The following is a 20,568-nucleotide window of genomic DNA, read 5'->3' as shown; positions in this document are numbered from 1 at the left end:
TAATTGAGGAATCTCTTTTTTGACGACTAGCATAATATGTTGTATGATACTTAAAACCAAGTTAATTAATATGTATTAGGGGGATTGGGTTATGAAGAAAATTAGTTTACGACTAGTTTTGCTATTTAGCGTACTCGTTTTACTTGTGGCATGTGGAACTGCTGATAAAGGTAATAAGGGTGGCAGTGAAGTGGCTAAAGAAAACAGTGAACCAGGGGAGAAAACCGAAGACTTACTAGCAAAGGTGCAAGATGAAGGAGAGTTAGCAATCGGAACAGAAGGAACATATCCTCCATTTAGTTTTCATGATGACAAAGGAGAACTTACAGGTTTTGATGTTGAAATTGCAAAAGAAATAGCAAAACGCCTTGGCGTAGAGCCTGTATTTTTTGAAACACAATGGGATGCTATTTTTGCGGGATTGGACTCTAAGCGTTTCGATATGATTGCAAACCAGGTAGGAATAAACGAGGATCGTGTAGCGAAGTACGACTTTTCCGAGCACTATATTACATCTTCAGCTGTACTTATAACGAACATTGCTAATAAGGAAGTTACAGCATTTGAAGATATTAAAGGGTTAAAATCTGCACAGTCATTAACAAGCAACTATGCAGAAACGGCAAAGTCTTACGAGGCAGAAATTGTTGGTGTTGAAGGATTCAACCAAGCTATTGAGCTGATCAATTCTAAACGTGTCGATGTAACGATAAATGATAAATTGTCTTTCTTAGACTTTAAAAAGCATAAACCGGATGCGCCTGTACAAATTGTAGCGACAGCAGATGATGTTGCCCAAAGCGGTTTAATGTTTAGAAAAGGTAATGAAACACTTGTTAACGCGGTAAATAAAGCATTGAATGAGATGATTGAAGACGGAACATATTTAAAAATCTCCGAGAAATGGTTTGGTGAAGATGTCCTCAACTAATATTTTTGCAGACCCAGAGAAAGCTCAAAGACTAATTGAAATTGCTCAAAGTTCTCTCTGGCCGTTGCTGGAGGGAGCTCTTTACTATACGATTCCATTGACGTTCATTTCTTTTTTCTTTGGTATTATTCTTGCAGTACTAACTGCATTGGCAAGAATATCTACAAGTAAGCCGTTACAAATCATTGCAAGAATTTATGTGTCCGCAATACGTGGTACACCATTACTTGTCCAACTATTTATCCTATTTTTCGGGTTGCCGACGATTGGTATTGTAATAGATCCATTTCCAGCCGCAGTTTTCGGATTTTCATTAAATGTAGGGGCATACGCTTCTGAAGTTATTCGTGCATCGATCCTGTCGATTCCGAAGGGGCAATGGGAAGCCGCACATACGATAGGCATGAATTATTACCAAACGTTAAGGCGGATCATTTTACCACAGGCAACCAGGGTATCTATTCCACCATTATCGAATACATTTATTAGTCTTGTGAAAGATACTTCATTGGCGTCACTCATTTTAGTGACAGAGATGTTTAGAAGAGCTCAAGAGATTGCATCTGCAAACTATGAGTATTTACTACTCTATATCGAGGCAGCAATCATCTATTGGATTATCTGTTTCATCCTTTCCTTAATTCAAGATAGAATCGAGCATCGATTGGATCGATATGTTGCAAAGTGATGAAAAGGAAAAACAACGGATAGAAGGAGTACAATATGATTTCAATAAAGGGCTTGCGTAAAAAATTCGGCGAACTTGAAGTGTTGAAGGGAATCGATCTGGAAGTGAATAAAGGAGAAGTCGTTGTTGTCATAGGTCCCTCGGGCTCCGGTAAAACGACACTGCTTAGGTGTTTAAATATACTGGAAGTCCCGACCGCCGGAAGCATAACTCTTGATGGTCATATGGCGGACTTTTCTAAACGTGTAGCGAAAAAGGAAATTGACTATTTTAGAAGTGAAACAGGTATGGTGTTTCAAAATTATAATTTATTTCCTCATAAGACCGCTCTTGAAAACGTGATGGAAGGGCCGGTCATCGTAAAAAAAGAAGCTAAAGATGTCGCACGGAAAAAAGCAGAGAATTTGTTAAACAAGGTTGGATTAGGTGACAAGTTCGACTTCTATCCTTTTCAACTATCAGGAGGTCAGCAGCAACGGGTCGGAATTGCGAGGGCTTTGGCATTGGAGCCGAAAGTAATGCTGTTTGACGAACCGACGTCCGCGCTAGATCCCGAGCTTGTTGGCGAAGTACTGCAGGTTATGAAAGACCTTGCCAATGAAGGAATGACAATGGTCGTCGTTACGCACGAAATGCGTTTTGCACAAGACGCGGCCGACGAAGTTATTTTTATGGATAATGGCAAAGTAATTGAACGGAATAAACCGAGTGAGCTATTTATTAATCCAAAAGAAGAACGAACTCGACAGTTTTTGAACTTGATTTCATAGCCAACAAAAAGGTGGTCTATTCGCAATTGCGGATAGGCCACCTTTTGTTGGGGTAGAGTCAATTCCATTGTTAAATAGTGCAACAGTTTGAGCTAGATCTTTTCATTCTTGAGACAATGGAGTGCTATTTCGTTCGTTGAATTAGTGTTATTGTTAACGTTTTTTAACTTTTGCTCCACTTAAAAGATTCCGTTACGATAAGCTTGGTTACCATTTTTGAAATCAATGACCAGAAGTCTCGCTAAATCCGTTGGAAATAGTTATGATAGGGGGAGATGTTATTTTATGAAATGAGGCGATTTACATGAGTGAAGAATCAAACGTAGTACTACCAGAAAAAACATGTTCGATTGAGAGGCTTGTAACGATTCCAAAAGATGTTCAAAAAGTGCTGAATGGTGAAAAGACGGCTACACGACGCAATGGCGTTTATGCAGATCTTGGTGAAATAATGGTACTTGAAGGTAAAGAGTTTAAAGTAGATGCAATTTATTCACAGACGCTTGGTGATATGACGGACGAACATGCACGGCAAGAAGGCTACACAACTATGGAAGAATATAAACAATCCATTCTTGCGATGCATGCCAAGATGCCATGGATACCGTCAATGAGCGTGTGGGTGCATGAATATAGCCCAATAGAGAAATGATTTTCTGAATGAACTTGGAAATCTATGGTGCGATTGTCTTTTTGCACGTTATCAGTGCTGTTCTCGCCATAGGTCCATTATTTATATTAATGCCGATCATTAAGCGATTGCGTGGCGTTGAAACAGTTAAAGAGGAAGTATATTTGACTGTAATCAACGTCATCATCCGCCTCGTCATGCATGCAGGACATGTTCTCGTCTACACGGGCGTCCTCTTATTAATATTTGGACCTTGGCCATGGTATACGTCATGGGTGATTATGACGCTTGCTGTTATGCTTCTTTCTGGAGTTTTTCTGGCCAAAGGATTTACAATTGTGCTAAGGAAGTTTAAAAATCCGGATGCTGATAAAAATAAGATACTTAATCGTTTGAATGCAACTTCATGGATATATATTGGTCTTATGCTAATTATGCTTTGGCTCATGGTGCAAAAACCGATGCTTTGGTGAATATGAATGATAACTACTTGTTATACATAGAAAAAGACATGCATCTAACCGGTGCGTGTCTTTTTTTTAGGGATAATTGTCTGAATAGTGTCTAATTTAACTGGGTGACTGTCACCCAGTCAAATCACTATACCTTTCTGCAACGAATCTCAAGTCTTCGAGGAATAATGATCGTAGGTTAGGACGACGCCTAACCGCAAGCGGATGATAAGCGACAGCAGTTTGAAATCCTTGTATATCATGCCAACTGCCCCGTAATGACTTCACCTCGGCTTCAGGGTCCTGGAAAAAGGATTGGACCGCCACGTTTCCTAAGCATAGAAGTAGTCTGGGCTTCTTTTCTGTAAGCTGCTGATTTAAATGTTGCATACAGATTTGACGCGTTACCTCCTTTTCATATGCACGCACGGGTTTTCTTTTCAAGATAAAAGTGACGTACAGATCATCTATTTTTAAGCCGGCATCACTTGCAACTTCTTGCAGGGTTTGCCGCGTTCCACAAAGAAATGACTCACCTCCGCGATTCTCACGTGCTCCTGGATTATCCAAAATAATCATAATGGGGGCTTCCGGATTGCCTTCGCCCCAGACCATCCGCGTCCCGTGATCATATAAACCGCAATCCTTACAATCTACAAGGTGATCAGGGGTTGGTTCCTCCGTCAATGTTTTTGGACAAAATTCAGAAATGGTTTTCATCTCCCTTTACTGTTAATGCTCAATAATTAAAGCTTTCCTCTAATCGATTGATTTCAAACTTCGCTGTAGTGTACTGGTCGTTTATGGTAAAATTATCTTAACATTTTGAAGTTGCTAATTACTAGGAATGGGGTTGGCGGGGATGGAATTGAAGCAATTTGAAGACGTGCATGAATTCGCGTTGAGAGCGGAACCGATTTTATCTACAAGGGAAGATGTACACAGTCTTTTTCTGGGGGTGTTGCATGCCATCAAAGCAGGACGGTATGAAAATCCCTTTATGGCAACAATTGAAGTGGGTGGGGAAGTGCTAGCACTATTTCAAATGACACCTCCGCATCCTTTAAACCTTATTTTTACCGATATAGATAGGTTGGAAGAATGTATGGACTTGTTAATAAGGAAAATAGTGGAAATTGAAATCGAAATTAGTTCTATTATTAGCTTGAAACCTTGGGCATTCCTTTTTGCAGAGAAATGGGAAGCGAAAACAGGTATGACTCATAAATTGTTGATGGATCAGGGAATATACCGACTGGATAACGTAAATGAGTCATTAAAGGACAGCCCGGGTTCTTGGCGTTTTGCAGATAAAGATGATTGCCCGCTAATTGAAAAGTGGTACAGCTTGTTTGAAGAGGATGCAGGACTGCCATCTACAGCTAAAGAAGATGTAGAAAAACGGGTTGCATCATTTGTGGAACAACAGGAAGTGTTTATGTGGGAGCATAATGGGAAAGTAGTTTCAATGATGAAAAAAGCGCGCCCGTCAAATCATGGCGTTACAGTTTCTTTTGTATTTACACCGAGGGAAGAACGGAAAAAAGGCTATGCTCGTACGCTAGTTACAGCTGGAACAAAAGAACTTCTGAAAGAATATAAATTTTGCGTTCTGTATACAGATCTAATGAATCGGACTTCGAACAAAATCTACCAAGAAATCGGTTATCAACAAATTGCAAATTCTGTACAGTTTGGTTTTATAGCGAAATAAATGTGCAACACAGCACTGCTGTAGGGTAGTGCTGTACTGAATTAAAAATTAGCAATTTAATGTGCTAAAGGCAATCGATACTAAATTAAATAAACCATTCCAATAACTGGACGTATTGATAGATGGCGTGATTTACAGAATATATATTTAAGAGTAAATGAGTGTGAAGGTTGAAAGGGGAAGTAAATTGTTAAGTTATTATAGTAGGTTATCTTCTGAAGTCTATGATTTAGACAAACCTGTCGGGCATTCATTCGGGGATGTGGAATATTATTTAGATAGATTAGATTCTTGCACAGGGCGTATTCTCGAACCTGCAACCGGTACAGGCCGAATCTTGATACCACTTTTGGAAAAAGGATTTAAGGTTGATGGATTTGACAGTTCGGCTGATATGTTAACTATCTGCCGTACCAACTGTGAAGAAAGAGGTCTAACTCCTACCCTTTTCGAAGGGGAAATGGCGTCATTTTCATTGGATATGAAATATGATGCCATAATCATCCCTGCGGGTACATTTTTGTTACTGCATAAAAGAGAGGATTCTATCAAGGCGTTGAAAAACTTTTATCGGCATCTTGCAGACGGCGGAAGGTTAATCGTTGATTTGTTTTTGCAAACTGAAGTCTCGATAGGCAAAATTTCGACTAGGACTTGGGAATGTTCGAACGGTGATAGTATCACATTGGAAAATAAAACTGTGGAGATTGACTATATTCATCAGTACTCAATAGCACATGGGCGATATGAGAAATGGCGTAACGGTTCGCTTTTACAAACAGAACTTGAACGATTTCCTTTACGCTGGTTTGGCGTAGAAGAATTCAAGTTAATCCTAGAAGATGTAGGGTTTAATAACATTACAATTTCTTCGGACTATAATTTCGGGGAATATCCGGTGAACCCAAAACAGACAATAACGTTTGAAGCTGTGGCTAATAAAGAGTAGATACTACCTTTAAGGAATAAATTGACCATTAAATCTGGGGAGCTGACTTTATGTATCGTAAAATTTTTAGGAGGGATCCATCTACCACTAAAAAGAGAAGCGTACATTGGAATGTAGGAGTGTTGCTGTCTCTTGCTCTTCTTTCATTGCTGGTTGCAGCGTGTTCAGAAACGGAGCCGGTAGATAAAAATAAGGTTGCCATTCAAACTGTTCTTGAACATGAATTTACTGCTCCCGACAAAGAATTCATGAAAATTTTTAATGATTTGATAAACCAACAGAGCAACAATCCGGGCACACCGCCGGATGATACACAGTTCACTAACTATCTGGAAAAGTTATACGGACCGCATTTCACTGAATTCGGATATGACAGTCACATCATGATCTACCCTTTGAATTTCCAAGTAGCAGCTGATGACTCGGGCTATCAAATAACTGTTGACAAGATTGCCGTGGAACAAAGCGAAGATCGGCCTAGGGATTACGACTTTACTGTATATATAACTTATAAAAAAGAGGGTAGTAACAAAAAGAAGGCCAAGATAACGGGTCTTGCCATTTGTCCCGAGGAGGGTAAAATAGGAAAGATTCGCTATAATCGGGACTATGGCGATTTTGAAAAAATCATAAAGGGTGATTTTTAACGCTTTTCGAAGAAGGGGAGCGGTGTCACGATAAAGAACAATAATGCAGTCGAAAATAACCTTCCTTTAAAGTGTGAAAAGAGATTCCGTATGAATGGAATCTCTTTTTACGCAGTCAGTTATCTCAGCTTATCGTTCAAAACGCTATCACCTAGGACGGAAAATTTATCTCCATATACTTTCGTAATATGAACTTCCCCCCATGCGCATAACGCATCCAATATGCTCCCTAAACTTAACCCATATTCACTTAGCTCATATTCTACTTTCGGCGGAACTTGGTTGTATGCAATCCGGTTTATAACGCCATCTGCTTCCAGCTCACGCAATTGTTGCGTTAACATTTTTTGCGTAATATCAGGCATGAGTCGTTTCAATTCACTAGTCCTTTTTTTGCCATGTGTTAAATGGCATAGAATTACACATTTCCATTTTCCACCAATTACTTCTAATGTCGCTTCGACAGATATATTATACTTCTTTTTTGTCATCGAATTCCTCCACTATAGGAACTTTTAAGTACCTATATTACTTTTTGGTGCCTACAGCACTTTAAAGTGCGTACTTTTCTTTATAACCCTTGTGATTCATACTAACATAAGCGGTGGGTTACACGATATGTTTTTAATTTTACTCTTCGTCGATTCATCATACAACACCAGGAAAGAAAGGGAAGGGAAAGAATGACTTTAGATAAAAAGAGAAGTATGTTTGCACTGCTTGCATTAGCTGTCAGTGCATTTGCAATTGGAACAACGGAGTTTATCAGTGTGGGGCTATTGCCGCTGATTTCTCAAGATTTGGATATATCGGTTACAACGGCCGGGCTGACTGTTTCGCTATATGCACTAGGTGTCATGATAGGAGCGCCGATTTTAACGTCGCTTACTTCAAGAATGCCGCGGAAATCATTACTGCTGTGGATTATGGTAGTCTTTATTATAGGAAACGGCATCGCAGCAAGTGCTTCAAGCGTTACCGTCTTACTGGTTGCCCGCGTCATTTCCGCATTTTCACATGGTGTATTTATGTCAATCGGATCGACGATCGCCGCTGATGTCGTTCCTGAAAACCGCAGAGCAAGCGCGATTTCAATCATGTTTACAGGACTCACTGTCGCTACGATTACAGGGGTTCCATTCGGTACATTTGTAGGGCAACAGTTTGGTTGGCGCTTTGCCTTTGTAGCAATCGTAATTATTGGGATAATAGGGTTAATCGCGAATAGTATTCTCGTACCATCCGATTTACGTCAAAGCAAACCCACAACTATCCGGGACCAAGTCAAGCTTGTGACAAATAGTCGGATATTGTTGGTATTGACGATTACGGCATTAGGGTATGGAGGAACGTTTGTCGTATTCACGTACTTATCTCCTATGCTTCAAACGGTAACAGGATTTAAACAAGGAACAATCGTGATGATTTTACTTATTTATGGAATCGCGATTGCAATCGGTAATATGATTGGTGGAAAACTATCAAATAAGAACCCGATCGGCTCGCTGTTCTATATGTTTATCGCCCAGGCAATTGTGCTATTTGTTTTGACATTTACTGTACCATTTAAGGTCGTGGGTCTCATCACAATAGTTTTCATGGGGTTGTTTGCATTTATGAACGTTTCGGGACTTCAAGTGTATGTCGTCATGTTAGCCGAACGTTTTGTACCAAGTGCGGTAGACGTCGCTTCAGCAATGAACATAGCTGCATTTAATGCGGGAATTGCAATAGGAGCGTATACGGGCGGAGTAGTAACGGATTCGATTGGGCTCATTCATACATCTTGGATCGGAGGAACGATGGTACTGACTGCCGCGCTAATAACAGGAGTCAGCCGGTCGCTGGAAAGGAAAGATCAACGGCGACTAGGCACTTCCTGATTGAGGAAACAATTTTGACAAAAATGATTGCAACACAGTGTTACTTACAAAATTGGAGGGAATTGAATTATGGAGAACTTACAGTCTACAACAACATTGCAAAATGGTGTGAAAATGCCTTGGTTAGGTCTTGGGGTATTCAAAGTTGAAGAAGGACAAGAACTGGTGAATGCAGTGAAAACTGCGATTACACATGGCTATCGCAGTATCGATACAGCTGCTATTTACGGCAATGAAGTCGGCGTGGGACAAGGTGTTCGTCAAGCGATGGCGGAAACAGGAGTTGCAAGAGAAGATCTATTCATCACATCAAAAGTCTGGAATTCAGAGCTGGGCTACGAAACGACAATCGCGGCTTACGAAGAAAGCCTAACTAAACTAGATATAGACTATTTGGATTTATACCTCATTCATTGGCCGGTAGCCGGTAAATATAAAGATGCGTGGCGCGCATTGGAGACCCTTTATAAGGAAGGTCGGGTTAAAGCAATCGGTGTTAGTAACTTCCAAATTCATCACCTAGAGGATTTGATGAAGGATGCGGAAATTAAACCGATGCTGAACCAAGTGGAATATCATCCACGTTTAACACAAAAAGAACTGCATGCATTTTGCCTACGACATGATATCCAATTGGAAGCATGGTCTCCACTGATGCAGGGGGAGTTGCTCGATAATACAGAACTTCAAGAAATTGCCGATAAATATGGTAAGTCCGTAGCCCAAGTCATTTTACGCTGGGACTTGCAAAATGGCGTTATCACAATTCCGAAATCGACGAAAGAACATCGCATCGCCGAAAACGCAACCGTGTTTGATTTCGAGTTAACACCAGAAGATATGGCACGTATCGACAGTTTGAATAAGAATCATCGAGTTGGTCCAGACCCGGATAACATTGACTTTTAATATGAATTAACATACCAAAGTAAGGGATCAAAACCATATAAGTTTTGATCCCTTACTTTGGTAACTAGATGAGCGGAGGTAGTGAATATCGTATATAAACTGAGCGTAGGCGCCTTACAGGGGTAGCCGGAGTCATAAGACTGACGACGAAGTTGTTTGGCTTATGGCGGGAGGCATCCCCTAGCGCCGAAGCGTATTTAAAAGAATACTATACTTTAACATACACCATAATCATTAAGAAAAAAGACCGAGTTTTTCAATCCTTGCAATCGCTTCAACTATACGATCTTCTTCTACTAATAAGCCAACGCGTACATAACCTTCACCATGTTCTCCGAAGGCGTGCCCGGGGGCAACGGCAATGTCCGCTTTTTCCAATAGGACATTGGTGAAAGACTCACTCGTATAACCTTTTGGAACAGGCAGCCAAGCGAAGAAAGAAGCTGTCGGGGCAACTACATCCCAACCGATTCGTCTACATTCGGCAATTAAGACATTCCGGCGGCTTTCGTAAAGGGATACGAGCTCATACACACAATTCTGTCTTCCTGTTAACGCGGCTGCCGCTGCGCGCTGCACAGCCGGAAATATGTCTATGAATAGATGATCTTGCAATAAGCTGATCGCTTCGATGATTTCCGCATTTCCGACAGCAAAGCCGACACGCCAGCCGGCCATATTATATGTTTTCGACAACGTATACATTTCAATGCCAACGTCTTTCGCACCTTCCGCTTGCAGGAAACTGACGGGCTTAACGCCGTCAAAACCGATTCCGCCGTAAGCAAAGTCATGGAGGATTGCAATATCATTGGCTTTTGCCAAAGCAACTGTTTCGTCGAAGAATGGTATGTTGGCAGATGCGCTGGTCGGGTTGTTCGGATAGTTCAAATACATTAATTTCGCTTGCTTTTTTTGTTCTTCGCTTAAGGCTTTGTAATCGGGTAAAAAATCATTTTTAGCTAGTAGTGGCATTAAATCATATTTAATATTTGCCAAGCTTACACTTGATAAATAATCAGGATATCCCGGATCCGGAAGCAAAAGTAATTCACCTTCGTTCATTATGGCAAGTGGTAACTCGACCAATCCGGGTTTTGTACCAAATAGAACTGCAACTTCTGTTTTCGGATCAATTTGAACATCGTATTCTCGCTCGTAAAATTCAGCAACAGCCTGTTTTAATTCGGGTGTCCCTCTGAAAGGGGAGTAGCCATGTGTTGCCGGATCTTCAACCGCTTCTTGAAGTGCCTTTACAATGTGAGGGGGAGTGGGCTGATCGGGGTTTCCACGCCCCAAGTTAATAACATCCCGTCCTTCAGATAGAGCTTCTTCAACATTTCGTACAAGTGATGCGAAAAAGTGCGGCGGTAAGTTTTTTAATCGATTTGATATTGCCATATAATAACCTCGTTTTCTATATAGTCTAAACTATTATTTTAAAGTTAGTATACATGGAATGTTACTAAAATGACAATCTTCCAAGAATGGTAGCTGGAGTATGAGTAAAATGCTTGTGGGGGATAAATAGAAAACATCTTTAACACCATTGATTTCCGTTCCAATCGGACGCTTTCCGCGGGCACGGCTTCAGCCGCTTCCCTCGCTACGCTCAGTCCAGGGTCTTCAGCTCGCGCTGTTCCCGCTGGAGTCGCCGATTTCCACTCCAATCAATTGGAATGCACAAGGAATCATGTAAGTAGCTAGTAGATGTAGGCATGAAAAAAGGGCTCTCTTCTAGTATAGTGAATCGTGCCTACAAAGGACTGCAAGGTTTTTAATTGAAAATAATTATCAGTTATATATGTTTAATCATCATATAAATATACAAGGCGTCACTGTTGATTGGAGAGAAAGGCGCCGACTCCTGTGGGATTAGCGGGACAGATGAGACCCCTCAGTGGAGTGTAGCGACCGAGGAGGCTCACCGCCCGCCTCACGGAAAGCGTGCGCCTGGAGCGGAAATCAACATGGCCTATTCTTCATTGTAAAACCGATTATGTTTGCAAGCCATTAATTACATAAAAAATACTCCCTATCCTTAAGTAGTACCCATAAAAACTTGACTCAATGGTAGCTGGTCGATAGGTTGACAAATAAATTAGAATAGATTAGTATACATTGTATCATCAAAATAATTACATAATGGTACTTATCAAGAGAGACTGAGGGATAGGCCCGATGACGTCCAGCAACCCCTTGCGTAAAGTGAGGAAGGTGCTAACTCCTACAGAGTGAAATTCATTCTGAAAGATGAGCTGAAACCTTTTTCGGTGCTTCTTTCATATATGAAAGAAGCATTTTTATATGGTCAGGCATCCAGAGGTATCATACTTCCATTAGAAAGAGGAGATTTGCATGATTCAAATTCAAAATGTGTCGAAAATATATAAAACAAAAGAAAGAGTTGTTACTGGCGTTGATAATGTATCGTTCGACATAAACACCGGAGAAATTTTCGGAATCGTCGGTTACTCGGGTGCGGGGAAAAGCTCCCTTATCAGATGCCTAAACTTGTTGGAAAAACCGACTAGCGGAACGATTTTAGTAGACGGCTTAAATTTGATGAGCCTAAAAGGAAATTCACTTCGTCTGGCACGTTTGAAAATTGGAATGATTTTTCAGCACTTTTATTTAATCAGCCAAAAGACTGTATTTGAAAATATCGCATTTGCTTTACGAGCTGCAAAAACTTCTCCAACTAAAATAAATGATCGGGTGACAGAGCTGCTTGAAATGGTCGGCCTTTCGGATAAAAGGGATGTATACCCTGCCCAGTTAAGTGGTGGCCAAAAGCAGAGGGTAGGCATTGCCCGGGCGCTTGCGAATAATCCATCCGTCTTGCTCTGTGATGAAGCAACGTCCGCACTAGATCCGAATACAACGCTCTCGATTTTACGGCTGTTAAAAAAAATCAATAAGGAATTACGGATTACGATTGTTCTAATTACGCATGAGATGAATGTAGTGAAAGAAATTTGTGATCGAATGGCGATTATGCAAAATGGGAAAGTGATTGAAGAGGGGCAAGTATATGATATTTTTTCAAATCCTCAAGAAAAATTGACCAAGGAATTTATCAGCAGTGTCGTCTCGTTTGAAGTTCCATCCACAATCTTGAATAAGTGTACGGGCCGACTCGTCAAGGTTATGTTTAAAGGGGATATTGCCGGCGAGGGAATTATCTCAGACACTGTTCAGCAATTCACTATTCAAGGTAATTTCCTTCATGGTTCGATTGAATATATTCAAGAAATGCCGCTTGGTACTTTCTTGATGGAACTTAAAGGGGAAGATGACGAAATAGAAAAGGCGATTGCCTATATGTCATCGCGGGCAGCTCAAGTGGAGGTGATTGATTATGGGAATTGATATTCCACACGTTATGGAATTAATGCCCGATATAACGAAAGCGTTCGGGGAGACGCTTTACATGATTAGTATTTCGCTCGCTATCGCACTACTTATCGGACTACCATTAGGTATTCTGTTGTTCATAACGGATAAAGGGTTGTTTTTAGAAAACAGGGCATTGAATTCAGTTCTCGGTTTTATCGTCAATATGGTCCGATCTATTCCGTTCATAATTTTACTTGTCGCGTTAATTCCGTTGACTATATTAATAGTAGGAACCCCGATTGGTCCTGGTGCAGCGAGTGTATCGTTATCCGCTGCCGCAATACCGTTTTTTGCAAGAATCGTAGAGACTTCGCTGCGTGAAATTGATAAAGGTGTCATTGAAGCTGCAATCGCGGTTGGTGCAACGCCGTGGATGATTATCAAAGATGTGCTACTGCCGGAAGCGAAGACAAGCATTATTCAAGGCGTGACACTGACAGTCATTAGTTTAGTCGCCTATTCAGCGATGGCGGGCGTTGTCGGCGGTGGAGGAATCGGAGATTTAGCAATCCGATTCGGCTATTATCGTTATGACAATACGATTATGATTGTCACTGTCGTGATATTAATTATTTTTGTACAAGTCATTCAATTTGTAGGAGATCGTATTTCAAAAGTAGTGGATAAAAGATGATAGGGAGAGAAAAAACTATGAAAAAATTTCTATTTGTTATAGCAGTTCTTATTCTTGGAACAGCACTAGCCGCTTGTGGCGGAAAAGAGAAAGCATCTGGTGATAAATCTTTAAAAATCGGTGCGACTGCAGGACCGTACAGTGATATGTTGAAAAAGGCGATTATTCCTGAATTAGAAAAAAAGGGATACAAGGTGGATTTGGTAGAATTCAGTGATTATATTCAGCCGAACAATTCACTGTCAAGTGGCGATATTGATGCAAACTTGTTCCAAAACACGACTTACTTGGAGAATGTCGTGAAAGAAACGAAAGCGGAATTGTCACCACTTATTATCGTTCCAACAGCTCCAATGGGGATTTTTTCAAATAAGTTCAAGACAATTGAAGAAATTGAGGATGGCGCAAAGATTGCCATTCCAAACGATCCGGTCAATGGGGCTCGTGCACTTTTAGTGTTGCAAGACGTGGGTCTGATAGAATTCGATCCAAATGCGGAAGTATTAAAAGTATCCGAGAAGGATATTACAATGAATAAGAAGAACTTGGTATTTCAGCCTATCGAAGCCGGCCAGCTGCCTCGCTCCGTTGAAGGAACTGATTTAGCTGCTGTTCCTGGAAACTTTGCACTTGCTGCAAGCATGAATTTATTAGATGCGCTAGTGCTTGAGGATATGCTTGATATTTACAGAAACGTAGTTGCAGTAAAAACGGAAAATGCCGATAAACAATTTGCTAAAGATATTATCGAAATCGTAGAATCCGCAGAATTTGAAAAAGTGATTGATTCAGACTTTGAAGGTTTTGGGAAACCCGAGTGGATGAAAAAATAAGAGCAAAAAGCTGGCGATACCTTTACGGTTTCGTCAGCTTTTTGTTGTGAACTTATTGTGAGATCTTCGTGGTTTCATTTGCTTCAATTTCTTCCGTCAAAACGATGAGTTCATCGATCAGATCGCCGATGTAAGTAATTGTGTCACGCAATGGTTGTTCAGTTGTAATATCAACACCAGCCATTTTAGAAAGTTCAGCAGGTGATTTTGTACCGCCCGCTTTTAGGACATCCAGCCATTCATCGACAGCAGGTTGACCTTTTTCCAAAATACGTTTTGACACTTGTGTGGAAATAGTAAGTCCGGCACTATACGTGTATGGATACAAGCCCATGTAATAGTGCGGCTGACGCATCCATGTCAGTTCAGCGCCTTCATTGATCTCTACATCATTCCCCCAGAACTCCTCAAGGACACCGCGTTTCAAGTTGTTTAATATACCGGCGTTGACACTTCCACCTTCATCGATACACTCGTATACTTTCCGCTGGTATGCGGCTTCGAGTAAATGAGTTACGAAATTATGGTAGTACGTGCGTGCAACAATGGATGAAATGACCCAACGTTTGAATTTGGGATCATCCGAGTTTTTCAACAAGTGGTTGGCGACCAGCATTTCATTCATCGTTGAAGGGGCTTCAATGAAGTACATGGATGGACGTGCATTGAATACATTCTGCTCTCGGTTTGCGTTGTAGAAATGACCTGCATGTCCAAGTTCATGGGCAAGCACAAATACATCTTCCATGCTGCCGGTCCACGATATGAGAATATACGGATGGATGCCGTATGGGCTTGAGCAGAATGCACCCGTTGATTTTCCTTTGTTCTGTGCGAAATCTATCCAGCGCTCTTTGTAAGAACGATTCACCATGTTCACGTAATCCTCGCCCATGATCGCAAGTGCATCATCAATATATTTTTTTGATTCATTGACAGTGATTTTCGGTTCGTAAGTCGGATCAAGCTGAACTTTCAAATCAGCAAATGTCATTTTGTCAAGTCCATGGACTCTTTGTATAAGGTTTGCATATTTACGCATATGAGGCGCAAGTTCTTTCGTGATCAGGTCAATTTGGCGGTCATACATGGATTTATCAACTTCCTGGCTAAATAATAAGTAGTCGAAAATCGTATCATAACCGCGTAGATCGGATGTTGTTTTTTCTGTTTGCAGATGCATATCATATGTTTTTGCTGTCGTATGCTGATATTCTTTTAATTTTGCGGAAAATGCGTCAAATGCAGTGCGGCGCTTGACCGTGTCTGCTTCTGATTCCCAATTGCCTTCGAACGATACGTAGCTTAAAGGATAATTTTTCCCATCCACTGCAAAATCTTCAAATGACATATCAACCATTTTCGTCGTGTTATACAAGCTGTAAGGAGCGTTGAATGTCGATGAATAAGCAGCCAATGTTTTCTCAACTTCAGGATGCAGTTGGTACTTCTTTTTACGAATCAGTTTTTCTAAATAATTTTTGAATTCATTGGACTGCTGCATCGCCTCTTCTAAAGTTTCCACAGGCAATTCAGACAGGTCACTGTTAAGAAAGGAAAGTTTACTAGTAAGTTTCGCGGCAGTGGATCCAAATTTACTTGAACGCATTTGTGCTTCATCATCTGTTTGGTCTGTACTAGATGACAAGCTAGTGTAAGTACCGATGGGGACCATATTTTCATATATCGACGCATAGCTTTTCAATGCAGCATTCACGGAGGTGGCATCTGTAATGTTTCCGCTGAACTTTTCAGCAAACGTATCGACTTCTTTTTCAAGATCGATTATTGCTGTATTGTATTCTTCTTCAGTTTTGAAAAGATCTTGTAAATTCCACGTTTCTTCTGTATTTACTTCTGAACGCAGCGGCATACTTTTAACCAATCCAATCTCTCCCTTTTATTACGGATGTCGAACTAAATAATAGTATATAGTAGAACTAGTTAAAAGTAAAAGAGCAAATCGTACTTTTGGAAATATTCAGATATAGTATTATTGCTTTTTTGGAAGGCGTTCGATTTCGTCCGATAGGATAAACGCAAGATCGTCATTGCCGAACAGCTGTAGGACATCGAGCATCGTTTCATTATCAATGTCGATTTGGTCTTCAAATTTTGCTTCTTCAATTATCTTCTTCATGGTCTCGTTCTCTTGCTGATCGGGATATGCGCGGCCGTATAACGCATGTGGATTCAGCTCATTATTGGAACACCATTGTACAAACAATCGAATCATCAGCTGTTCATCTTCTTGATATTTTTGAATAATTTGTTCATCTATGTTTTTAAATTCCATGTTATATGAACTCCTTTTATGTACTCTTTTGATAAGTATATACGATAGTTGAAACTTCTCAGTGCAATAAACATTACTAATAGAGATTAAAGAGGTATGTCCGACTTGTGAAGCGTTTTTTATATCTTCATTGCCTTCTCTTTATTCAGGGGGATGGAATGGAAATACAATCGGCGAGGAAAGAGGTGGGCGGTGGAAATCTTTTCAATTGGAGTAAATTTTATGGGATAAAGGACAAGAATAGAATCAATTTCCTGTCCTCATAGTGTCAAAGGTTTAGAAAAAACTGAACAAGCCAGTTCGCATCGATCGGCCCATCAACAAATTCGTAATAGAGCGAGGAGTTTTGGATAATCAGGTTTTCATTTATCTTGATTATCACCTCGTTGCCTTCTACATCTGTTAATATAATGCTAAACTCATTGATGTTGTCTTCAGTATTTATTTCTTCAGGTTTTAATTTTCGCACGTGATAATTCTGAAGGAAATCGATTACGTTTTCAATTTTTTCTTTATCCTCCGTTTGCCACGTTTCAAGTTTGAAATCGAGAGGGGATGATTTTGTTATGATAAGGGAAGTGAACGGATTTTTTATAGAGTCAAGAAGTACAGTAAACTCCGTGTCATCGTAATCGTGGAATGAGTGAATCATCGCGTATGCGCCGCCAATCATAATAGCTACTAATAGAAGTGCCCTTATTTTCATCTTCAATTCCTCCTGAAACTCGTTTCTGTAGTATACGCAGACGGATGGTGTTTGGAATAGTATTACGACTATTAAATATATGCTTATTCACTAGGGGAAATTTGTCGAGAGGGGAATGGTCATTTGTTTTTGAAAAAAATTACGCTTCTTCATGAAGAGGACAAAACAAAAGAGTTGTATCCATTTTCAATTCCTTCCATTCAATCCATGTCGGAATTGGACATTACGAAGAGTGTTACATTTTTTGTCGGGGAAAATGGCTCGGGAAAGTCTACATTGCTTGAGGGGATCGCAGATTTGTGCGGATTTAATTCGGCAGGGGGCGGTCGGAATAATACATATGATGTAGAAGCGTCCGAGAGTGTATTAAGTGAACATCTACGATTATCATGGATGCCGAAAGTGACGAATGGATTCTTTTTGCGAGCGGAATCTTTTTATCATTTTGCTTCCCATATTGATAATTTAGGGCCGGCCGTACTTGAAAGCTATGGTGGTAAATCATTACATGAACAATCTCACGGCGAGTCCTTCCTGTCATTATTCTTAAATCGCTTTAATGGAAAGGCCATTTATCTGTTAGATGAGCCGGAAGCTGCATTATCGCCGCAACGTCAATTGACTTTTTTGCGTATTATGCATGATCTGGTCCGTGAAGAGAATTGTCAGTTCATCATAGCTACCCATTCACCAATTATATTAGGCTATCCTGATGCGACCATTTTAAGTTTCGATGGCGGGAAAATAAAGGAAACGCAATATGAAATGACGGAGCATTATCAGATCACGAAATATTTTTTGGATCACCGGGAAAAGTTTCTGAAAGATATTTTGGAGGACTAACCTATTGTCGGAATGTTATAATGATTACGTCAGATCATGGAGTGGGGGAAATCGAAATGTTGGAAACACAGAAAAAGGTAGTACAAGCAATTCAAGATGATTATCCGAATGATTTCGCTTGGTGTTTTGGTTGTGGTCGTTTAAATGAGGACGGTTACCATTTTCGTACTGGATGGCAAGAGGAGGAGACGGTAACGTATTATGAACCGTCATCGAAGCATATTGCGATTCCAGGATTCGTCTACGGCGGGCTAATTGCATCACTCGTTGATTGTCACGGAACGGGCTCAGCCGCACTTGCGCTGCATCGGAAAAATGGACATGAACCGGGAAGCGGAGAGGAACCGCCGCGATTCGTAACAGCGTCATTGAACGTCAATTATTTGAAACCGACTAAGCAAGGAACTTTGTTGAAAGCAGTAGGTAAAGTGGAAGAAATACACCCGAAGAAATTTAAAGTGTCTGTGGAAGTATTTGCAGACGAAGTTATGGTTGCAACAGGGGAAGTCGTTGCTGCTGTTATGCCAGCAACATTCGCGCAATGATCAGGGGATAATAGTATGGAGAAAAAGTTGATTGCCATGGGCAGTCAGCTTTTTTCATTTTCCTAAACAATGCTAATATGATGCTACGAAAATAAAAAGTGAATGACACCTGAATAGATGGGTAGACTGATTTGAGCTCCTTACAATTAATTGGTACAGGATTATGGGGCAAGGAGGGAAAAGAAGATGAAAACGATAGTCCAAATCGTCGCAACTGTCCTAATGGTCGTTATGGGAGGGAAGCGTGAGAGTGACTTGATCACAATAGAGAATAGATAGAAAGTGCGTTTGCAAAAGCTGTAAGCATTGCGTATCCAACGAGAGAAGGACAAGCTTGCTTGTCCTTTTCCCAATTACCTAATTCAACTATCTATTGTCTTTTCTTTCAACTTTAATGGAGTCAATGCTTTAGTTTGATCTATATAAATAAATGCGTCATATCGGTTTCCCATTTGGGACGGTACATAGTTTCCGAATGCTTCATATTCAGGATTAAAGACGACGCCGATTGCACGATGACCAATCCAGCTCGTGAAATACTTTCGGCTTTCGTCATTGAAGATGAACAGTTTATCGAATGCACCTGTTGAGTGTAATAAATCTTCCCACGAGTGTTGACGGGCAGGGGGAACATTTATTACTTCGAAAGGGGCTCCCCATTCTCCGGCTGCTATTACAGTGCCTTGGTGTGTGCCAAAACCTACTGCATAGACCTCGTCTTTTTTATACTGTTCACGGAGCAGTTGACCAACATTCGTCATTCCATCGTCCTTCATCGTCGTTGCACGTGCGTCTCCGATATGGGTATTGTGCTCCCAGACGATAATCTTCGCATCTTCTCCGTAATGGGCTTTCACTTCTTTAAGCGCCTCGACCATATGTTCATCACGGATATTCCAAGAAAGTGCATTGTCTTGGAGCATTGTGCGATAATATTCTTCTGCATTTTTAGCGATGAGTGCATTCACTTTTAAATTTAGATTGCTTTCCTGTTCATCTTCATAATGCTTTTTGTGAGAGCAGATGGATGATAACAAATTGCTCACTTCATCAATGCATACTTGTGAAAAATGCGCGGTGGACATCGCATAATGATCCGGCATTCCATTGAAAGGCTCGAAGCAGGAAAAAGCTTTTTTCGCCAGTTTAAGGTCGGCACCCTCCGGATTAGACTCCGTTAAGTAACGGATAATTTCTTCCATCGATTCCCACAAACTATACATATCAATGCCGTAAAAGCCGACTTTTTGATCCGAGTCTTTATAGTCGTTATATTTTTTCAGCCAGTCGATGAACACGGCTATTTCTTCATTAGCCCACATCCACGTCGGCCATCTTTCAAAGGCTTTCAATACTTCGCGACCCGTTTCTTTCTGATGTCCATGTCCTTTAATAAATCGGTTGACATGTTGGGCTGAAGGCCAATCTCCTTCTACCGCGATGGCTGAAAAACCTTTTTGTTCAATAAGCATTTTTGATAGCTTGGCACGTACTGTGTAGAACTCAGATGTTCCGTGGCTGGCTTCCCCTAAGAGGACAATTTTGGCGTCACCGATGGCTTCGAGTAGAGATGCAAAGTCATCATCCGAACTGATTGGCAGTGCATAGTTAACAACAGCTTCCTCAAGCGTGAAATCCAATTGAATAACCTCATTTCCTTCATCGTATGATAAAAGTATGCCCAACTATTTTTATCGTACCCTTTCGAAAATTGAAGTAAGCGGATAAATTGTATATG

Annotated in this window: 22 protein-coding genes and 1 riboswitch; of the genes, 15 read left to right on the top strand and 7 right to left on the bottom strand. The window is 40.7% G+C overall.

From position 1 onward, the window contains the following. Positions 1-91: 91 nt before the first annotated feature. The 5 genes from HDC33_RS10295 to HDC33_RS10275 all read left to right on the top strand — a co-directional run bounded on the left by HDC33_RS10295 (position 92) and on the right by HDC33_RS10275 (position 3,493). Positions 92-931 (top strand): amino acid ABC transporter substrate-binding protein, encoded by an 840-nt coding sequence (locus tag HDC33_RS10295; RefSeq protein ID WP_179392346.1) that lies wholly within the window; start codon positions 92-94, stop codon positions 929-931. Then, on the top strand, positions 918-1,619 hold the full coding sequence (locus HDC33_RS10290) for an amino acid ABC transporter permease (RefSeq protein WP_179392345.1): 702 nt from the start codon (positions 918-920) through the stop codon (positions 1,617-1,619). Before HDC33_RS10295 ends, HDC33_RS10290 begins: the two co-directional genes overlap by 14 nt. Before the next feature lie 35 nt (positions 1,620-1,654). Next, positions 1,655-2,389 (top strand): amino acid ABC transporter ATP-binding protein, encoded by a 735-nt coding sequence (locus HDC33_RS10285; RefSeq protein WP_179392344.1) that lies wholly within the window; start codon positions 1,655-1,657, stop codon positions 2,387-2,389. A gap of 304 nt (positions 2,390-2,693) precedes the next feature. Then, positions 2,694-3,041 (top strand): ASCH domain-containing protein, encoded by a 348-nt coding sequence (locus tag HDC33_RS10280; RefSeq protein ID WP_179392343.1) that lies wholly within the window; start codon positions 2,694-2,696, stop codon positions 3,039-3,041. 8 nt (positions 3,042-3,049) lie between these two features. Then, entirely contained in the window at positions 3,050-3,493 is a 444-nt protein-coding gene (locus tag HDC33_RS10275) for a DUF2269 family protein (protein ID WP_179392342.1), read from the top strand. A 111-nt stretch (positions 3,494-3,604) separates the two neighbouring features. Here HDC33_RS10275 and HDC33_RS10270 read toward each other — a convergent pair whose 3' ends face one another. After that, positions 3,605-4,192, bottom strand: coding sequence for a uracil-DNA glycosylase (locus tag HDC33_RS10270; RefSeq protein WP_179392341.1), 588 nt, complete (start codon positions 4,190-4,192; stop codon positions 3,605-3,607). A 142-nt stretch (positions 4,193-4,334) separates the two neighbouring features. Between HDC33_RS10270 and HDC33_RS10265 the strand changes: the two genes are divergently transcribed. From HDC33_RS10265 to HDC33_RS10255, 3 genes are all read left to right on the top strand, one after another. Then, positions 4,335-5,186 (top strand): GNAT family N-acetyltransferase, encoded by an 852-nt coding sequence (locus tag HDC33_RS10265; protein ID WP_179392340.1) that lies wholly within the window; start codon positions 4,335-4,337, stop codon positions 5,184-5,186. 187 nt (positions 5,187-5,373) lie between these two features. Beyond that, entirely contained in the window at positions 5,374-6,135 is a 762-nt protein-coding gene (locus tag HDC33_RS10260; RefSeq protein WP_179392339.1) for a class I SAM-dependent methyltransferase, read from the top strand. A 50-nt stretch (positions 6,136-6,185) separates the two neighbouring features. Further along, a complete protein-coding gene (locus tag HDC33_RS10255; protein WP_179392338.1) occupies positions 6,186-6,782 on the top strand; it encodes a hypothetical protein in 597 nt (198 codons plus the stop codon). Positions 6,783-6,901: 119 nt separating this feature from the next. Here HDC33_RS10255 and HDC33_RS10250 read toward each other — a convergent pair whose 3' ends face one another. Then, positions 6,902-7,273 (bottom strand): winged helix-turn-helix transcriptional regulator, encoded by a 372-nt coding sequence (locus HDC33_RS10250; protein WP_179392337.1) that lies wholly within the window; start codon positions 7,271-7,273, stop codon positions 6,902-6,904. 192 nt (positions 7,274-7,465) lie between these two features. On the opposite strand from HDC33_RS10250, the gene HDC33_RS10245 reads away from it, so the two are divergent. Both HDC33_RS10245 and HDC33_RS10240 read left to right on the top strand, forming a co-directional pair. Beyond that, positions 7,466-8,665: an MFS transporter gene (locus HDC33_RS10245; RefSeq protein ID WP_179392336.1), complete on the top strand. Its 1,200-nt coding sequence runs from the start codon at positions 7,466-7,468 to the stop codon at positions 8,663-8,665. 69 nt (positions 8,666-8,734) lie between these two features. Next, the gene (locus HDC33_RS10240; protein ID WP_218843191.1) at positions 8,735-9,574 is read left to right on the top strand and encodes an aldo/keto reductase; all 840 of its coding nucleotides are present in this window, start codon (positions 8,735-8,737) and stop codon (positions 9,572-9,574) included. Positions 9,575-9,808: 234 nt separating this feature from the next. Here HDC33_RS10240 and HDC33_RS10235 read toward each other — a convergent pair whose 3' ends face one another. Then, positions 9,809-10,975, bottom strand: coding sequence for a pyridoxal phosphate-dependent aminotransferase (locus HDC33_RS10235; protein WP_179392335.1), 1,167 nt, complete (start codon positions 10,973-10,975; stop codon positions 9,809-9,811). A gap of 748 nt (positions 10,976-11,723) precedes the next feature. Beyond that, positions 11,724-11,834, top strand: a riboswitch (SAM riboswitch). 98 nt (positions 11,835-11,932) lie between these two features. Between HDC33_RS10235 and HDC33_RS10230 the strand changes: the two genes are divergently transcribed. From HDC33_RS10230 to HDC33_RS10220, 3 genes are read left to right on the top strand one after another with little or no spacing between them, the layout of a single operon-like run. Next, positions 11,933-12,946 (top strand): methionine ABC transporter ATP-binding protein, encoded by a 1,014-nt coding sequence (locus HDC33_RS10230; protein WP_179392334.1) that lies wholly within the window; start codon positions 11,933-11,935, stop codon positions 12,944-12,946. After that, positions 12,936-13,607 carry a methionine ABC transporter permease gene (locus HDC33_RS10225; protein WP_179392333.1) on the top strand — a complete coding sequence of 224 codons (672 nt, stop codon included), beginning with the start codon at positions 12,936-12,938 and terminating at the stop codon, positions 13,605-13,607. Before HDC33_RS10230 ends, HDC33_RS10225 begins: the two co-directional genes overlap by 11 nt. 17 nt (positions 13,608-13,624) lie before the next feature. Continuing rightward, positions 13,625-14,440, top strand: coding sequence for a MetQ/NlpA family ABC transporter substrate-binding protein (locus tag HDC33_RS10220; protein WP_179392332.1), 816 nt, complete (start codon positions 13,625-13,627; stop codon positions 14,438-14,440). A 52-nt stretch (positions 14,441-14,492) separates the two neighbouring features. On the opposite strand, the gene pepF is transcribed toward HDC33_RS10220, so the two are convergent. From pepF to HDC33_RS10205, 3 genes are all read right to left on the bottom strand, one after another. Beyond that, positions 14,493-16,313 carry an oligoendopeptidase F gene (pepF, locus tag HDC33_RS10215; RefSeq protein WP_370457466.1) on the bottom strand — a complete coding sequence of 607 codons (1,821 nt, stop codon included), beginning with the start codon at positions 16,311-16,313 and terminating at the stop codon, positions 14,493-14,495. A 120-nt stretch (positions 16,314-16,433) separates the two neighbouring features. Beyond that, entirely contained in the window at positions 16,434-16,736 is a 303-nt protein-coding gene (locus HDC33_RS10210) for a hypothetical protein (RefSeq protein WP_179392330.1), read from the bottom strand. A 268-nt stretch (positions 16,737-17,004) separates the two neighbouring features. Continuing rightward, a complete protein-coding gene (locus HDC33_RS10205; protein ID WP_179392329.1) occupies positions 17,005-17,442 on the bottom strand; it encodes a hypothetical protein in 438 nt (145 codons plus the stop codon). Positions 17,443-17,565: 123 nt separating this feature from the next. Between HDC33_RS10205 and HDC33_RS10200 the strand changes: the two genes are divergently transcribed. Beyond that, complete coding sequence (locus HDC33_RS10200; protein ID WP_179392328.1) at positions 17,566-18,285, top strand: AAA family ATPase; 720 nt, start codon at positions 17,566-17,568, stop codon at positions 18,283-18,285. 56 nt (positions 18,286-18,341) lie between these two features. Continuing rightward, complete coding sequence (locus HDC33_RS10195) at positions 18,342-18,830, top strand: PaaI family thioesterase (protein ID WP_179392327.1); 489 nt, start codon at positions 18,342-18,344, stop codon at positions 18,828-18,830. Positions 18,831-19,192: 362 nt separating this feature from the next. Here the strand turns inward: HDC33_RS10195 and HDC33_RS10190 are convergent, their stop codons facing one another. After that, the gene (locus HDC33_RS10190; RefSeq protein ID WP_370457465.1) at positions 19,193-20,509 is read right to left on the bottom strand and encodes an erythromycin esterase family protein; all 1,317 of its coding nucleotides are present in this window, start codon (positions 20,507-20,509) and stop codon (positions 19,193-19,195) included. Between the last annotated feature and the right edge of the window lie 59 nt (positions 20,510-20,568).

The sequence above is a fragment of the Sporosarcina sp. JAI121 genome (assembly GCF_013408665.1).
Lineage (GTDB): Bacteria > Bacillota > Bacilli > Bacillales_A > Planococcaceae > Sporosarcina.
This window is presented reverse-complemented; position numbering and strand designations above follow the sequence as displayed.

Bases quoted from the DNA above. Each gene is read 5' to 3' on its own strand.
- HDC33_RS10220 (WP_179392332.1), top strand. From the start codon at position 13,625: ATGAAAAAATTTCTATTTGTTATAGCAGTTCTTATTCTTGGAACAGCA.
- HDC33_RS10205 (WP_179392329.1), bottom strand. From the start codon at position 17,442: ATGAAAATAAGGGCACTTCTATTAGTAGCTATTATGATTGGCGGCGCA.
- HDC33_RS10280 (WP_179392343.1), top strand. From the start codon at position 2,694: ATGAGTGAAGAATCAAACGTAGTACTACCAGAAAAAACATGTTCGATT.
- HDC33_RS10270 (WP_179392341.1), bottom strand. From the start codon at position 4,192: ATGAAAACCATTTCTGAATTTTGTCCAAAAACATTGACGGAGGAACCA.
- HDC33_RS10210 (WP_179392330.1), bottom strand. From the start codon at position 16,736: ATGGAATTTAAAAACATAGATGAACAAATTATTCAAAAATATCAAGAA.
- HDC33_RS10245 (WP_179392336.1), top strand. From the start codon at position 7,466: ATGACTTTAGATAAAAAGAGAAGTATGTTTGCACTGCTTGCATTAGCT.
- HDC33_RS10225 (WP_179392333.1), top strand. From the start codon at position 12,936: ATGGGAATTGATATTCCACACGTTATGGAATTAATGCCCGATATAACG.
- HDC33_RS10265 (WP_179392340.1), top strand. From the start codon at position 4,335: ATGGAATTGAAGCAATTTGAAGACGTGCATGAATTCGCGTTGAGAGCG.
- HDC33_RS10240 (WP_218843191.1), top strand. From the start codon at position 8,735: ATGGAGAACTTACAGTCTACAACAACATTGCAAAATGGTGTGAAAATG.
- HDC33_RS10295 (WP_179392346.1), top strand. From the start codon at position 92: ATGAAGAAAATTAGTTTACGACTAGTTTTGCTATTTAGCGTACTCGTT.
- HDC33_RS10275 (WP_179392342.1), top strand. From the start codon at position 3,050: ATGAACTTGGAAATCTATGGTGCGATTGTCTTTTTGCACGTTATCAGT.
- HDC33_RS10195 (WP_179392327.1), top strand. From the start codon at position 18,342: ATGTTGGAAACACAGAAAAAGGTAGTACAAGCAATTCAAGATGATTAT.
- pepF (WP_370457466.1), bottom strand. From the start codon at position 16,313: ATGCCGCTGCGTTCAGAAGTAAATACAGAAGAAACGTGGAATTTACAA.
- HDC33_RS10285 (WP_179392344.1), top strand. From the start codon at position 1,655: ATGATTTCAATAAAGGGCTTGCGTAAAAAATTCGGCGAACTTGAAGTG.
- HDC33_RS10255 (WP_179392338.1), top strand. From the start codon at position 6,186: ATGTATCGTAAAATTTTTAGGAGGGATCCATCTACCACTAAAAAGAGA.
- HDC33_RS10235 (WP_179392335.1), bottom strand. From the start codon at position 10,975: ATGGCAATATCAAATCGATTAAAAAACTTACCGCCGCACTTTTTCGCA.
- HDC33_RS10290 (WP_179392345.1), top strand. From the start codon at position 918: ATGTCCTCAACTAATATTTTTGCAGACCCAGAGAAAGCTCAAAGACTA.
- HDC33_RS10230 (WP_179392334.1), top strand. From the start codon at position 11,933: ATGATTCAAATTCAAAATGTGTCGAAAATATATAAAACAAAAGAAAGA.
- HDC33_RS10250 (WP_179392337.1), bottom strand. From the start codon at position 7,273: ATGACAAAAAAGAAGTATAATATATCTGTCGAAGCGACATTAGAAGTA.